Here is a 14,185-nt window from a genome sequence, read left to right as displayed (position 1 = left end):
CCCCTCTTTATACAAAAAAACAACAGAAAATTCAGTCTATTTATTTTGAACAGACGGTTCTGTTTCTTTCATTGTTAATTCTCGTTCTAACACTGGTACTGGATAATCAACACCCTCTTGCTTTTTCAGCGTTATAGAATAAAGTGTTTGTAATGCTTGATGATCCTTCTCTCTAAATTTCATCTTCCCTTTCGGTGTCTCAAATTCCATCCCTTCCATTTTCTTAATAAGTGTATCTACATCTATATCGCCCTTCGTTTTCTTTAAAGCTTCGACGATAGAAATTGCTGCTGACATTCCTCCTGCTGTAAACAGATCTGGAACATCACCATTAAAACGTTTTTTATGTTCTTCTACTAGCCAATCGTTCACCTTATTCTTTGGAAGTGAGTGATAATAAACGGAAAACCCTTGCATCCCTATTAGCGCATCCATCGTTTTTAATGCTGGTATATCAGGTGCACCAGTAGAAATTTTAATGCCTTGCGCTTCCACATTCATATCTTTCAACTGTTTCCATGGTGAATTCGCACCTGCCCAAACGATAAATAAATAATCTGGTTTTGAGCTAATAATATTTTGAATATTTGCAGTGAAATCAGTTGAATTCGTATCAGCGTATTGCTCGTTTACAATATTCGCACCTAATTTCTTCGCTCCCGCTTTAAATGCTGCAATTCCTTCACGACCGAAAGCATTATCTGGAGCAAACGTCGCAATCTTTACATCTTTTTTAGCAATTGAAGCAGCTCCTGCAATCGCATCTTGTGATGAGTTTCTTCCTGTTCTAAATATATATTTATTCCAGTTCTTCCCGGTAATACTATCAGCAACTGCCGGTTCTACAACCATAATCTTTTTATACTCTTCAGCTAGTGGTAAAACTGCTAATGTATCACTTGAACTAGATGATCCGACTAAAAAATCAACTTTCTCTTCCTCTAATAATTTCGTAGCCTTTTTAACCGCTACATCTGCTTTCGTTTCCGTATCTTCTACAACAAACTTAATCTTCTTTCCTTCTACTTTCCCTGTTCCACCAGTTGCATAGTCTAACCCTAATTCAAATCCATTTACCGTTTGTTTTCCATACGATTCTAGTGGACCTGTTAGTGAAGCAAGAACCCCTACCTTAATTGTTTTTTCATCCTCTGTACTTGTCTTCTTTCCCGAACAAGCCGCCGTTACTAATAACGATCCTAAAACACAACCAGTAACCACCGTTTTTAGCCATTTACGTTTTTTCATCGACATTGTGATCCTCCCCATACTTTTCTTTCTGATAGAATCAAATACGCCAAATTCCCCTGTCCGTAATCATGTCTTTAAAATTGGTAATGGAAAACTCTTGTAGTAACCTCTACATTCGGCACAAATCTATAATCACCTTCCTATTAAATGGAAACGGACATACAATCAATATATATTCCGTTGTTCAAATGAAATTACTGTTTCATTACAGTAATCATCACGCAAAAAGCTGCAAATAATTAACTTAATTCATTAAGTCAATTATTTGCAGCTTACATAAAAAACATGAATAGAAAAACTGATTAATTATTTTCGACTTTCTCTAATCCTTCAACCAATAGTTTCTTATCTAATCCTTCCCCTATAATCACCAAGTTTGTCGGGAAACCGAAGTCTTGTTCCAATAAAGTCGGTACCCCAAACGAATATTGGAATAGGTGAGGGTATTTATCTCCATGGAATTTCACAAAACCTTTCACACGATAAATACTATCTGGTAAATTCGAAAGCCATTCATATAATTTGTCTTGATCAATCGATTTCGTAAATTGATACGTCATTGTTTGTATATGTAAATGCTGTTTAACATGAAGTGTCTCGTGTTCTCCACCACTCGCAAATTCAGCTTCTTCTATATCATTTAAAGATATATTACAATATTTTGTTTCAAACAATTTCGCATGATTATTTATTGCTTTTACATCTTCAAATACTTTATTTTTATCTTCATCTGTTAATAAATCTGATTTATTAATAAGAATATGACTTCCATATTTCATTTGCTCATGTAATAGCTGTTGTACATTCGCACTTAATATACTTCGGTTTAACCATCTTACTGCATCTAATACGACTACTATGGATTTCACTTCAAGGAAAGGAGCTAAAATTGGTGATACACATGCATCTAACACTTCAATTGGATGTGCGACGCCTGTTGTTTCTATATAAATTACATCTGGTCTTTCTTGTTGATATAAAGAATGTAATTGTATTTCAAGTTCTTCCTTTAACGTACAACAAATACATCCTTTTAGAAGTTCTCTTAACACGTTCTCTTTCCCAATAATATCTGTATCTACCGAGTATTCACCTATTTCATTCATTAAAACAGCAACTTTTCGATTTTTCTTCTTTTCTGCTAATAATAAATTTTGCAGCAATGTTGATTTTCCGCTACCTAAAAAACCACCTAATATATGAATTTCTACTTTGCTCATTCGACCGACCACCCATTTCTCTACTTCAAATTTCATCAAAGCGTAATTATTACGATTTATATTTATCATTTTATTAAAAGAGCACCTATTTGTAAACAAAATTGCTAGATTATCGTTTCATTTTCATTCACTTCATGAGCAACTCTAATTCCAGACTCGATTGCTCCCTGCATCCATCCATGTGTTAATGTCGTATGTTCTCCTGCAAAGTGCACTCTGCCCGCTGGCGGCGTAATATATGGAAACAATTCAAGCTCTTGCCCTGGTTCAAAAGCTGTAAATGCTCCGCAAGAATACGGATTCTGACTCCAACTAAAAGAAGCGCCTGTAACAAACTCACTATAAACCACGTTACCATATATTTGCGCTAAATTTTTTAATGCGTAACGAATACGATCTCTATGCGAGAGACTATCCCATGTTAACGCTTCATCTGCCCACGTATAACTTGCTATAACGATAGCTGCCCCTGGTGACTGAATGCCATAGCTCGGATAATATGTAAAACGTATCGGTAAATCTGTAATAGATTTACCACCACACTGCCCCGCTCTTTCCCAAAATCTACTTTTGAACTCTATCGCAATTTTAGTCGATGCAATATAATTTAATTCACGAATTGCCCGTCTTTTATAATAAGAGAATAAATGATACGGCTGGACTTCTACAAATCGCAAAGCTGAAAATGGAATTGTGATAATAGCAATATCACCCGTTACTATAAATTGCTCTAACGTTTTTTCATGATTCACTTGCATCATTACCTGGTTATCTTCTTGAGTTATTTTCTCTACTTTATATGACATGAAAATATTATCCTTTAGCTGTGGTAAAAATGAATTTGGTAATGCGTCCATCCCGCCTGTTATCTCATAATATTTCGTCGTTGAAGTGAAAAAGATCCTTTCTCGTAATACTTCAATTAAGGACATTCCCATATATGCTTCCATATCAAGAAGTACTCCGATCATATCTATTGCTCCATCTGAATAGTACTCGGTTAAAAATGAACCGAGCGAATATGTTTTATACTTTTTTTCAACAATAATCCAGTTTTTATTAGGATCTTTCTTAATATAATTAAGTATTGGTTCTAATACCTCTAACATTAATTCTTCTGCCGTTTTCCCTCTTTCTTTATCTAAAACTGGATATCCAAGTACACTTGGATCCTTTTCAAACACATCCAATCTCGTTCTTTTGTTATTCGTATAAATTATATCTGCAGAAGTTTTATTAATAAAAAGGGTTAACGGTAGTTTTAATTTACGAATGTAGGCTAAAGTTAAATCATGAGTATCCGGAATACGCATAGGACCTGCGTTAAAATATAATCCTGCGCTAAATGGTTCACGAATCGTATACACCCTGCCACCTATTCTGTTATTTGCTTCTATAATCGTTACCTCGTGCCCAGCCTCTTTTAATAAAGATGCTGCAACTAATCCAGATATCCCTGCACCGGCAACTGTAATTCGTTTGGGGTTATTCGTTTTGGCAAGCCCTTCATGAATAATTTGAAGCATTTTTTCCATCGATAATGGATTCCCCATGCCAATTCCCCTTTTACGAAGGATTTTACTGAATTATATTCGTTTAACAGAATTCCTATGTTTCATTCAAGGAATTGAGCGGATACATTTTCAATTCCTTGAATATCTTTTATAAAATGTAATAAAATAGATATGAAACTATAGAAGTAAGACGTATTATCTTACATAATAAAATTAATGAAATAGCGAGGGATTTTGAAATGAAAAAGGGTATTAACCGTGTTGTATTAGTAGGAACAGGAGCAGTTGGATGTAGTTATGCTTACTGTATGATTAACCAAGCTGTAGCTGAAGAATTTGTTTTAGTTGATGTAAATGAAGCAAAAGCTGAAGGAGAAGCAATGGACTTAAGCCATGCCGTTCCTTTCGCACCAGCTCCAACAAAGGTTTGGAAAGGTAGTTATGAAGATTGTAAAGACGCAGATCTTGTTGTAATTACTGCTGGGTTACCACAAAAACCAGGTGAAACGCGTTTAGATTTAGTTGAGAAAAACGCTAAAATTTTCAAACAAATTGTTCGTAGCATTATGGATAGCGGATTTGACGGTATCTTCTTAATCGCAACGAACCCTGTTGATATTTTAACTTACGTAACGTGGAAAGAATCTGGATTACCGAAAGAGCGCGTAATTGGTTCTGGTACAACTCTTGATTCTGCTCGTTTCCGCTATATGTTAGGTGAGTACTTCGATATTGGGCCTCATAACATTCACGCTTATATTATCGGAGAGCACGGTGATACGGAACTTCCTGTTTGGAGTCACGTATCAATTGGTATTCAAAAGCTAGAAACACTTCTTGAAAAAGACAACACATACAACCAAAAAGATTTAGATGAGATTTTCATAAACGTTCGTGATGCAGCTTACCACATTATTGAACGAAAAGGTGCTACATACTACGGCATTGGTATGTCACTGCTGCGTGTTACGAAAGCAATCTTAAGCAATGAAAACAGCGTATTAACTGTATCAGCATACCTTGAAGGTCAATACGGCCAACAAGACGTTTATATCGGCGTACCTGCTGTCTTAAACCGCGGCGGTGTTCGTGAAATTTTAGAAGTTGAATTAAGTGAAGAAGAAGAATTAAAATTCGATCACTCTGTTCAAGTGTTGAAAGAAACAATGGCTCCTGTTCTTTAATTATAAATTTCAAACAAAAAGCAATCCAATTTATATTGGATTGCTTTTTTATATTTTTATTGTTCCCCCTTAATCTAAACGGTAATATTATCCATAATAGAAAGGAGTGATTTCATGAATGATTCTTGGACGATTGTAATCCTCTTACTAGCCGTAGCCTCCTTAATACTTTTCCTCTTTTTAATCATCAGAACGCTATTTCCAACTAAAAAATATGATAAGAATCTCGGGTTGATTCTAATTATTTTAAGTTTATTAGCAATACCGATTAGCATCTTCCTTATAGGAGGATGGGCAGGTATGAGAGTAGGAATAACTACGATCTTCATGTTTTTTGCTGTTATTATAGCTTTAATTGCAAATAAATTTATAAAGCTTCCTCCTCCAAAGAAAAAATAACAAATGACCGATGTTTTCACCAAGAGAAAACATCGGTCATTTTCTATCATTTATTATCTTTAATCGGTTCATCATTATTTACGTCAAGTACATCTAATAAAAAGATAAAGATTGGAATCCCGATAATAAGCCCCCATATTCCGAGGAAATGCTCTGAAAAGATAAGAATCATAAATGTATAAAAAACTGGCAAATTCGTTTTTGCAGACATAAATTTTGGATTTAATAAATAACTTTCAAGAGCATGGATTACTGTAATGAACACTAGTATGTATACAACATACATAACCCCACCGACGTTATAGGCAATTATACAAAGTGGAAACAAGGAAATAATAACACCAGCAACTGGAATCAAACCGAGTAGAAAGACCATGACAGCCAATACAAGAAGCTGTGGAAATCCTAAAATGACAAGCGCAATTACAGTGAGCACACAATTTACAACCGCAATTAAAAACTGTGCTTCAATCACTTTTCCGAACGATCTTGCAAACCTTTCACCGAAATATGCAATCTCCTCATAAAAAATTTTCAGCTTACTATCTCTAAATTTCGAAGTAAATGCTATAATGCGTTCTTTTTCTAATAAGAAAAACAAGCTTAAAATAAGAGAAAGTAGTATTTGTAAACTGACTTTTCCTATGTTTGCTATCGATTGATAAATGACATCTACACCTTGTTCGATATATTTCGATACTTCCATTCCATTAATTGTCGAAAGTGCATATTTAATTATCTCGTTATCAGGTGGGTTTTGAAAAAACAATTTAAATTGATAAATCAATTGTGAAATTTGTATCGTTAGTACAGGCAAATATTTATATAGTGTAGTTACAATAAACGTCACTAATACAATATATAAACCAGCAATAACCGCTTTCCTATTTACTTTCAATTTTTTTGAAATAAACTTTTGAAATCGATCCATCAAAAACGTGAGAATAAACGTAATTAATATTAAATTAATCATACTTTTTAATCCATACAATACAAGCACTAATATTATTAAAACGAGAAACCGTTGAAACCCTCTACTTCGAAAGAAATTTTTCACTTCATTCATTAAAAATTAACCTCCCCCTTCAATGGATGGAAATTGGATATATTACATTTTATGAACTTCTATAGACAATCTTTCTTACTAATTAGGAAGAATCCTTTTTTTCTTTTTTAATGTCTGATTTTTCATCTAATACTTTTCTAAAAACTATTTTTCATATTGAAAAAAGAGAGTTATCTATTACTTAACTCTCTCTAGAAAAATGCTAAATGAAAAGCTTAATGATTTCAATCTAATCATTTCTTTTTTGCATTTGCATTTGCATTTGCTTCGCTAACAATTCCTTCACTTGGTTATACGTTAACCCTGAATTTTTGTTTAAACGTTTTACTTCCTCGACTTCAGTACCTACCACTGTATATTTTTTCTCATCACTCATATTTCCACTTCCTTTTTCACCAGATCATTTCTTATATTTCTTCCCTAAACTCTTATAAATTAACACAAATAAACTGTACTAAATTAAATAGACTAAACAGAGGATATTATGTTCAATAGCTAAAGGGAGTTTAGTTGCATAAGAGGAATAGATAAAAAAATGTCGAATTTATATACTTGTTGAAATTGAGGACTTGGAGGATACATTTTGAAGAAATATGAGTTTAAAAATATCATTCCAACATTGGAAGAGTACAAATATTTGTGCGAATCTGTTGGATGGACTAATTATATGAATTTTGAAGTGGTGGAAAAATCACTGAAGAATTCTATCCACTGCATCACAGTCATTGATAATGAACAAATTGTGGGCATGGGGAGAATTGTTGGTGATGGGGCTATCTATTTCTATATTCAAGATATAGTGGTTCATCCAGATTATCAGAAAAATGGTATTGGGAAAGAAATAATGAATATTTTGGTTGAATACTTAAATCGGAATGCCCCTGATAAGGCATTTGTCGGTTTGTTTGCATCACAAGGTAAAGAATCGTTCTATGAAAAATATGATTTTAAAGATTACTCACCAAACATGACGGGGATGTTTACTGTCATTTCAAAAAAATAAACATAATAGATTTTTAATTGCAGGAGAAGACATCCATCAATATTAAAGAAATTATTCTCGCAGTAACCCTTTCATTATTAAGCTAAAAGGATGCTTATCTTCAATAAGATTTTCCACAATCGGGCGTGAATATTAAATAAGAAAGGACAGTACATATTATATATGACTAATATGTACTGTCCTTTAATTTATCTAACTTTTTTAAATTTTGATCTTGAATTGTATTTCTTAATAAAATTTCACTACATCTTCAGTAGGTAAGAATGTTCTTTCCCCTGGTTGTTCATTTGGTTCGCCAAATGGCATTTGTCCTACTAAGCTCCACTCTGCTGGAATGTTCCAAGTTTCTTTCACTTCAGCATCTACGATTGGATTGTAATGTTGTAATGACGCTCCGATTCCTTCAGCCGATAATAGCATCCATACAGTATGTTGTAACATTGCATTTCCTTGATGAGACCAGAATGGGAACTGATCTTTATATAATGGTGCATTTTCTTGCATTTTTTCTACTGTTGCTTGATCTTCAAAGAATAGTACCGTTCCTACACCTGCATGGAAGCCTTTTAGTCTTTCTACAGTCGCTTCAAAGTTTTCTGCTGGTACGCGGGCTCTTAGTGTTTCTTTTACGATATCCCAAAACTTTTCATGCTCTCCATCCATTAATACGACCATACGGCCACTTTGCATATTGAAAGATGTTGGTGCATGTAAAGCTGTTTTTAAAACTTCTTCAATTCTTTCTTTTGTTATTGTAGCGTTTTTTGTTACTTTACGAATTGAACGGCGGTTCACGATTGCTTCTTTTAAATTTGTTGTAGTTGCTGACATTTTAATTCCTCCAAATATATGTTTTTTTATTTAAACAAATCAATTCGATTCGATTCTTTTATGCAAAACGGATTAGCAATATCCATCCGTCTTACATTGCATGCCTTCAAATGAATTTGTTTTATCCTTTTCGATTTCTTTATCAATTACTCTTTGTAGCGTTTCTTTACTAGCAAGCCCTTGAATGACTTCATCACCAATCATTACAGTTGGAACAGCCATAATATTCGCTTCATCATATGCGTGCTGAATTGCTTCTTGATGTTTTTCTTTATATTTACGAGTTACTAAAGCATCTTTAAATTCAGCTTCAGGAAGCCCTACTTCTACCGCTAATTTCGTTAATACATCAATATCTTCAATGTTTTGCTCTTCTTGGAAAAACGCAGTAAATACGCGGTGATGATACTCATTGCCAAGTCCACGCTCTTTCGCAAATTGGCACCCTTCAAAAGCTAAATGTGTATATGGATGCGGAGAAACACGTGGCAGACGCATTTCAACCCCTAATTTTTTTGCAGTAGGAAGAATGAAAGAATCCCATGAACCTAACTTATCTGGCTCGTTCCAAGGATCTATTTTAGAATATGGACTTGGACGCAATTCAAATGGCATCCATTCGATTTCCACATCTTTCTCTTTCGCTACTTCATCTAATGGACCTTTTGCTAAAAAGCAAAACGGACATATAAAATCTGAGTATACTTTCATTTTCACAGCCATATTATTTGCACCTTACCTTCTTTTTATTTTTTGATGTAACCAAAACAGTTACAATTTTAAGAAAAAAATATGCATTCTCTTTTAGAGACTTGCGATTATCATATTATGCATTCATTTTTTGTTGTAAAGATTCAAATAACTGCCCCATCGTAATATTTCTCAAAACTTCTTCCATCGCGGATTGTGCTTGAATTAAAATAACTTCTAACACCGCTTGAATATTCGCTCCAATTGGGCAATCTGGATTCGGTTGCTCGTGAAAATGAAATAGTTTGTCTTCTTCTACTACATTCACTGCATGGTACACATCTAACAATGTGATTTCATGTAAATCCTTTAATAACCCCGCGCCACCTGGTCCGCGATTTACGTAAACAAATCCAGATTGTTTCAAGTAAGACATTATTTTACGAATGACTACCGGATTTGTATTTACACTTTCGGCCATATAGTCCGAAGTGCAAACTGAAGATGGATTGTTTTTTAAAATAGATAAAATATGAACAGCTATAGAAAAGCGGCTACTAATTTTCATCGTAATCACCACCCGATGTAATCATTATAGTTACAACTAAAAAATAAGTCAATCCTTTTTATAGATTTTTTATAAGCAAATTAAAAAAGTGTCCCATTATGATATATGAGACACCTCTTTTTATTCTGCAAATAACTCTTGGAATTCTTCAATAAATAGCTGTACAGCGAGTGAAGAATCCTTTAATGAAGGAACAGCTAAAGCAATTTCTCTCCATACTTGTGGTTCCAATTCTCTCGTTTGTATATTCTTTGGTAAACTCGTTAAAGATAACTCAGCCAAAATTGCGATTCCCAATCCTTCTTGAATCATATTTAAAGCTGTTGTAACTGTCGAAATTACATATTCAGCCCGAAGTGGTACGTTCGCTTGTTTAAACATATCAATAATGGGAGGTTCATATCCACCCTTACATAATATGATTGGTTCATTCTCTAAATCACTTATTGTAATAGACTTCTTCTTACAAAGAGGATGATCATCTTTTAGGACAACGACCATTTTCCCCTTTGTTAATGGTACAATCTCCATATCTTTATTAGGCAAAATAACAATTCCGATATCAATTACTCGTGATAATAGCCAATCTTCTACTTCTTTAAGTGTACCTTCGCAAAGAACTAATTCTAAATTCGGATACTTTTCACGAAAGATATTAATCATTTTAGGTAAGAAATATGCTGAAGCACTCGGAAAACTCCCGATTCGAATCGTTCCAACTTCATGCCCCTTCTCCATCGCAACTTCTTGCTCAATCTTCTCCACACCGTTCAAAATTTCTCTAATATGTACAAGAATTCGGTTTCCCACCTCTGTAACGATTAGCCCTTTTCGTTTATCACGTATAAGAATGGTAACCCCTAATTCTGACTCAATGCTTGAAATTGCATGACTTACAGCTGGTTGCGTCATATTCAACATCCCAGCAGCCTTCGTAAAACTTCCTAATTCAACCGTTTTAATTAAAACTTGAAGTTGTGTAATGGTCATAACTAATTACTTATACTCCCCATAAAAAAGATTCATTTTATTTATTACACTCGATATCATATCATAGGGAAATGAATTACAACAAGGAGGTCTTACAGTGACACAGCTTTCTCGAACTAAAGCGACAATAATCCTTACATTTCTCGTTATTATGTGGGGAATTAATTGGCCGTTATCTAAATTCGCTCTGCATTACACACCACCCGTACTCTTTGCAGGGATTAGAACTTTAATAGGAGGATTTATCTTACTTATTTTCGCATTACCGAAATACAAACAATTAAATTTAAAGGAAACTTGGCATTTATACTTTATTTCATCTTTACTCAATATTATTTTGTTTTACGGACTACAAACTGTCGGACTTCAGTATATGCCCGCCGGACTCTTCTCCGCAATCGTATTTCTCCAACCTGTCTTACTCGGCATTTTCTCATGGATTTGGCTTGAAGAGGCAATGTATGGCTTGAAAATTTTCGGACTTATTCTTGGATTTATTGGTGTTGGGGTTATTAGCTCTAGTAGTTTAACTGGACATATTTCTATTATCGGTGTACTACTTGCTTTAGGATGCGCTATCGGCTGGGCACTCGGCACAGTATTTATTAAGAAAACTGGGCACCGCGTTAATGCCATTTGGATGGTAACACTTCAGCTTATTATTGGCGGATTTTGCTTAATCGGATTCGGTTCAGAATTTGAGAGCTGGTCTAACATCGCTTGGAGTATACCATTTGTAAGTGTACTACTCTTTATTTCATTCTTCGTTATTGCAATGGGGTGGCTTGCTTACTTCACACTTGTAGGAGCTGGTGAGGCAAGTAAAGTTGGGGCTTATACGTTCCTTATCCCCCTTATCGCTATTATTGTAAGCTCTATTTTCTTACATGAGGCCATTACAATTAGCTTATTTATTGGACTATTATTTATTGTCGTAAGCATTTGTTTTGTAAATATAAAACCGAAAGCACTTGCTGTAGGGCAACAAGCTGAAGTTAAATAAAAAGATATAAGAAAGAGCCTATTGTTGTAGGCTCTTTCTTATATCTTATTTTTTACGACGTACTACAAAAATACATGTCCCCACTGACGATACGATAGCTAACATTGATAAAATAATTGCTACTGTTTGCATACTGCTCGTACCTTCATTTTTTTCCACACTAGATACTTCACCATGTTCTCCTGTGAGTGACGTACCTTTTGCAATCGTAGTAAGGGAATGTGGTTTCTCAGCTTTCTCATCACCTGTCCATTCAACAATTTCTCCATCTTTATATTGTTGATATGCATCCCAAGCTATTTTTTGTTCTTTATCTGGATTTTTAGCAACGAAAGTAAATCGTTGGAACTGACCAGGTAAAATCCCTTCTCCTGTTGTTTCCCATATTACAGTTTTAACTTTTCCAGCTGCATCTTTTTGTTCTTCCACTTTCCATCCTGGCACTGGCTCATACTGTTGAAACTCGACTCCAGATGGTATTTTCAGTGTGACTTTTGTTGTAGCAATATCCTTTTCAACAGGTACCTTTATTGTATAAGTCTCCCAAGAGCTAACTTCAGAAGTTGCTGGTTTTACAGTTACGTGAGCACTAACAGGTAACGAAAAAAGGCCCATTGCAATTATTGTTGTTATCACTGTTGTTCCTAATTTTTTTATATGTTTCATTTTCTTTTAACTCCTTTTTATCTAAAACTTCCCTTTACCTGCCACCTACAATAAATTTAAAATCTATATCGAAGCTATCAAGAGATTTTGTTAATCCATGAACATGTATATTCCAGTTTCCTGTCATGTTAATATACATCCCTTCCGCTTCATATTCTCCCGGTGAAACTGCTGAAACTTTAAATGAACCTTTACCCATATTCATATCTAATGATTGAGTGGTCAATACGATTTGTTCCATATCGGTAACAGGCTGTCCATTCTCATCCTTTAAATTAATTTGGAATGTATTCTGTCCTACCTTATTAGGACTTACATGTAAAGTAAGTTCATATCCATTATCTAGTTGTTTACTCTCTGTAAAAGGTCCAGTAGGAGGCATCGGCGGTGTTTGTACGTTTGTCATAAAGGCTACGATTATGAAAATGATAATCCCAACAATAAACTCCACTTTCACCGTAGTTCCTAATCTGTTCTGAACTCTCATTCTCCCTTTCACGTAATGAAAAATCCCCAATATCCCCATGCAAACGAATAAAAGTATTTTTGTTAATAAGGCTAATCCATACTTCGTATCAAATAACGAATGAATCGTTGGAATAAAAAATGTACTATTAAAAAGACCCGTTAATAAAATCACTATGACAGCACCTGTTGCCCATGGTGAAAAACTCTTAATCGCATCCCAATACATAGTCCACTTATCATCCTCTTTACGTAAAAGAAGAATAATCGATGATAGGCCTCCAATCCATAATGAAGCTGCGAATAAATGTAGAAAGTCCATAACGACAGCAATATCTTTAAACTTCAAACCATATGCGTGACTATTTAAAGCTTTCATGCCGAGTAACCCAGTAAACAATACAATTGGAATGCTCCATACTTTAAACGACGAAAACTTCTCACGCTTCACCGCAAAATAAGTAACAATTATAAGCATACTAATAAGAGCCATTTGAGTTATCCATACATAACCAAAAACAGATAGCTGTAATGTTTCTTTTAATAATAAAGGATCGAATACTTCTAGCCATGAAACATCAGCATTTATTTTCGCTTGCAATGGTAGGTTGAATAGTAAACTAATGAATATCCCAAATAATGAGATCCATATTATTTTTTTACTCCTTGATTGAACTGGGGTTGCGTTCCCTTTATACATAATAAGATTAAAGAATAGAACTCCTAAAAATAGCGAGAAACTTGTATATAGAATCCCACGTTCCATAATCATATCGATTTGCGGAACATAGCCCATCTCTTCCACTTGTATATCATCTGTTCCTGCTTCTGCTGACCCAATACGGAATGGAATAACTCCTTGAATTGGATGTCCATCTGCTGAAATAGCTTTCCACTGAATAGAGTAGAGACCATTTTTGAGGCTCTCTTTTAACCCAGCTTCTAATAATTTCTTATTTTTTTTATCAATATGAGCATCTTTTAAATCTACTCTTTTACCTGAGGAATCTCTTACAAACAATGTATTAAAATGTGAAACTTGTATATCCTCATCAAATTCAATTTTCACAACAGAGGGTGCTTTCTTCAACGTTTCATTTTCCGTAGGGTTTGATTTCACAACATACGCATGAGCAGACGCGCTTTTTGGTATCAATATGATAAACACACACGCTATTAATAGCCATGTCCCTAACCTTCTCATTACTTTCACACTCATTTCACTTCTTTCTTTTTCGTCACTACACTTTCATTACTTTTTACTTCCCAAGTTTTATTTCTTGATAAAATATTAACCTGATTAAGTATAAGGATCTATACCGTATTACTCTCTGT

At 34.4% G+C, this 14,185-nt stretch carries 15 protein-coding genes; 4 read left to right on the top strand and 11 right to left on the bottom strand.

Going from position 1 to position 14,185, the window contains the following annotated elements; all coding sequences use genetic code 11:
* Positions 1–36: 36 nt before the first annotated feature.
* From FT637_RS10185 to FT637_RS10175, 3 genes are all read right to left on the bottom strand, one after another.
* Positions 37–1,254 carry a substrate-binding domain-containing protein gene (locus FT637_RS10185; protein ID WP_193646155.1) on the bottom strand — a complete coding sequence of 406 codons (1,218 nt, stop codon included), beginning with the start codon at positions 1,252–1,254 and terminating at the stop codon, positions 37–39.
* Positions 1,255–1,553: 299 nt separating this feature from the next.
* Complete coding sequence (locus FT637_RS10180) at positions 1,554–2,471, bottom strand: CobW family GTP-binding protein (protein ID WP_193646154.1); 918 nt, start codon at positions 2,469–2,471, stop codon at positions 1,554–1,556.
* Between the two features lie 104 nt (positions 2,472–2,575).
* Positions 2,576–4,024 (bottom strand): flavin monoamine oxidase family protein, encoded by a 1,449-nt coding sequence (locus FT637_RS10175; RefSeq protein WP_193646153.1) that lies wholly within the window; start codon positions 4,022–4,024, stop codon positions 2,576–2,578.
* A gap of 200 nt (positions 4,025–4,224) precedes the next feature.
* Here FT637_RS10175 and FT637_RS10170 point away from each other — a divergent pair, with 200 nt between their 5' ends.
* Together FT637_RS10170 and FT637_RS10165 are read left to right on the top strand one after the other, a co-directional pair.
* A complete protein-coding gene (locus tag FT637_RS10170; RefSeq protein WP_193646152.1) occupies positions 4,225–5,169 on the top strand; it encodes an L-lactate dehydrogenase in 945 nt (314 codons plus the stop codon).
* A 114-nt stretch (positions 5,170–5,283) separates the two neighbouring features.
* On the top strand, positions 5,284–5,568 hold the full coding sequence (locus FT637_RS10165) for a YesK family protein (protein WP_193646151.1): 285 nt from the start codon (positions 5,284–5,286) through the stop codon (positions 5,566–5,568).
* Between the two features lie 46 nt (positions 5,569–5,614).
* On the opposite strand, the gene FT637_RS10160 is transcribed toward FT637_RS10165, so the two are convergent.
* The gene (locus FT637_RS10160; protein ID WP_193646150.1) at positions 5,615–6,634 is read right to left on the bottom strand and encodes an AI-2E family transporter; all 1,020 of its coding nucleotides are present in this window, start codon (positions 6,632–6,634) and stop codon (positions 5,615–5,617) included.
* Positions 6,635–6,863: 229 nt separating this feature from the next.
* Entirely contained in the window at positions 6,864–7,010 is a 147-nt protein-coding gene (locus FT637_RS10155) for a hypothetical protein (protein WP_193646149.1), read from the bottom strand.
* Between the two features lie 207 nt (positions 7,011–7,217).
* Between FT637_RS10155 and FT637_RS10150 the strand changes: the two genes are divergently transcribed.
* Positions 7,218–7,637 (top strand): GNAT family N-acetyltransferase, encoded by a 420-nt coding sequence (locus tag FT637_RS10150; protein ID WP_193646148.1) that lies wholly within the window; start codon positions 7,218–7,220, stop codon positions 7,635–7,637.
* Between the two features lie 228 nt (positions 7,638–7,865).
* Here the strand turns inward: FT637_RS10150 and FT637_RS10145 are convergent, their stop codons facing one another.
* From FT637_RS10145 to FT637_RS10130, 4 genes are all read right to left on the bottom strand, one after another.
* Positions 7,866–8,468: a nitroreductase family protein gene (locus FT637_RS10145; protein ID WP_193646147.1), complete on the bottom strand. Its 603-nt coding sequence runs from the start codon at positions 8,466–8,468 to the stop codon at positions 7,866–7,868.
* A gap of 72 nt (positions 8,469–8,540) precedes the next feature.
* Positions 8,541–9,191 carry a DsbA family oxidoreductase gene (locus FT637_RS10140; RefSeq protein WP_193646146.1) on the bottom strand — a complete coding sequence of 217 codons (651 nt, stop codon included), beginning with the start codon at positions 9,189–9,191 and terminating at the stop codon, positions 8,541–8,543.
* 103 nt (positions 9,192–9,294) lie between these two features.
* Complete coding sequence (locus FT637_RS10135; protein WP_002148752.1) at positions 9,295–9,726, bottom strand: Rrf2 family transcriptional regulator; 432 nt, start codon at positions 9,724–9,726, stop codon at positions 9,295–9,297.
* Between the two features lie 120 nt (positions 9,727–9,846).
* Positions 9,847–10,716 carry a LysR family transcriptional regulator gene (locus tag FT637_RS10130; protein WP_193646145.1) on the bottom strand — a complete coding sequence of 290 codons (870 nt, stop codon included), beginning with the start codon at positions 10,714–10,716 and terminating at the stop codon, positions 9,847–9,849.
* Positions 10,717–10,813: 97 nt separating this feature from the next.
* On the opposite strand from FT637_RS10130, the gene FT637_RS10125 reads away from it, so the two are divergent.
* Complete coding sequence (locus tag FT637_RS10125; RefSeq protein WP_193646144.1) at positions 10,814–11,719, top strand: DMT family transporter; 906 nt, start codon at positions 10,814–10,816, stop codon at positions 11,717–11,719.
* Between the two features lie 45 nt (positions 11,720–11,764).
* On the opposite strand, the gene FT637_RS10120 is transcribed toward FT637_RS10125, so the two are convergent.
* Positions 11,765–12,385: a YcnI family protein gene (locus FT637_RS10120; protein WP_193646143.1), complete on the bottom strand. Its 621-nt coding sequence runs from the start codon at positions 12,383–12,385 to the stop codon at positions 11,765–11,767.
* A gap of 34 nt (positions 12,386–12,419) precedes the next feature.
* Positions 12,420–14,069, bottom strand: a complete 1,650-nt coding sequence (locus FT637_RS10115; RefSeq protein WP_193646142.1) for a copper resistance CopC/CopD family protein — start codon at positions 14,067–14,069, stop codon at positions 12,420–12,422.
* Positions 14,070–14,185: the final 116 nt, after the last annotated feature.

The sequence above is a fragment of the Bacillus cereus genome (genome assembly GCF_015071065.1).
GTDB lineage: Bacteria > Bacillota > Bacilli > Bacillales > Bacillaceae_G > Bacillus_A > Bacillus_A cereus_BA.
Note: the sequence above shows the minus strand (reverse complement) of the source record. Positions and strands in the feature narration are given on the sequence as shown.

Excerpts from the sequence above, each read along its gene's own strand:
- FT637_RS10185 (WP_193646155.1), bottom strand. The coding sequence starts at position 1,254 with ATGTCGATGAAAAAACGTAAATGGCTAAAAACGGTGGTTACTGGTTGT.
- FT637_RS10180 (WP_193646154.1), bottom strand. The coding sequence starts at position 2,471 with ATGAGCAAAGTAGAAATTCATATATTAGGTGGTTTTTTAGGTAGCGGA.
- FT637_RS10175 (WP_193646153.1), bottom strand. The coding sequence starts at position 4,024 with ATGGGGAATCCATTATCGATGGAAAAAATGCTTCAAATTATTCATGAA.
- FT637_RS10170 (WP_193646152.1), top strand. The coding sequence starts at position 4,225 with ATGAAAAAGGGTATTAACCGTGTTGTATTAGTAGGAACAGGAGCAGTT.
- FT637_RS10165 (WP_193646151.1), top strand. The coding sequence starts at position 5,284 with ATGAATGATTCTTGGACGATTGTAATCCTCTTACTAGCCGTAGCCTCC.
- FT637_RS10160 (WP_193646150.1), bottom strand. The coding sequence starts at position 6,634 with ATGAATGAAGTGAAAAATTTCTTTCGAAGTAGAGGGTTTCAACGGTTT.
- FT637_RS10155 (WP_193646149.1), bottom strand. The coding sequence starts at position 7,010 with ATGAGTGATGAGAAAAAATATACAGTGGTAGGTACTGAAGTCGAGGAA.
- FT637_RS10145 (WP_193646147.1), bottom strand. The coding sequence starts at position 8,468 with ATGTCAGCAACTACAACAAATTTAAAAGAAGCAATCGTGAACCGCCGT.
- FT637_RS10140 (WP_193646146.1), bottom strand. The coding sequence starts at position 9,191 with ATGGCTGTGAAAATGAAAGTATACTCAGATTTTATATGTCCGTTTTGC.
- FT637_RS10135 (WP_002148752.1), bottom strand. The coding sequence starts at position 9,726 with ATGAAAATTAGTAGCCGCTTTTCTATAGCTGTTCATATTTTATCTATT.
- FT637_RS10130 (WP_193646145.1), bottom strand. The coding sequence starts at position 10,716 with ATGACCATTACACAACTTCAAGTTTTAATTAAAACGGTTGAATTAGGA.
- FT637_RS10120 (WP_193646143.1), bottom strand. The coding sequence starts at position 12,385 with ATGAAACATATAAAAAAATTAGGAACAACAGTGATAACAACAATAATT.
- FT637_RS10115 (WP_193646142.1), bottom strand. The coding sequence starts at position 14,069 with ATGAGTGTGAAAGTAATGAGAAGGTTAGGGACATGGCTATTAATAGCG.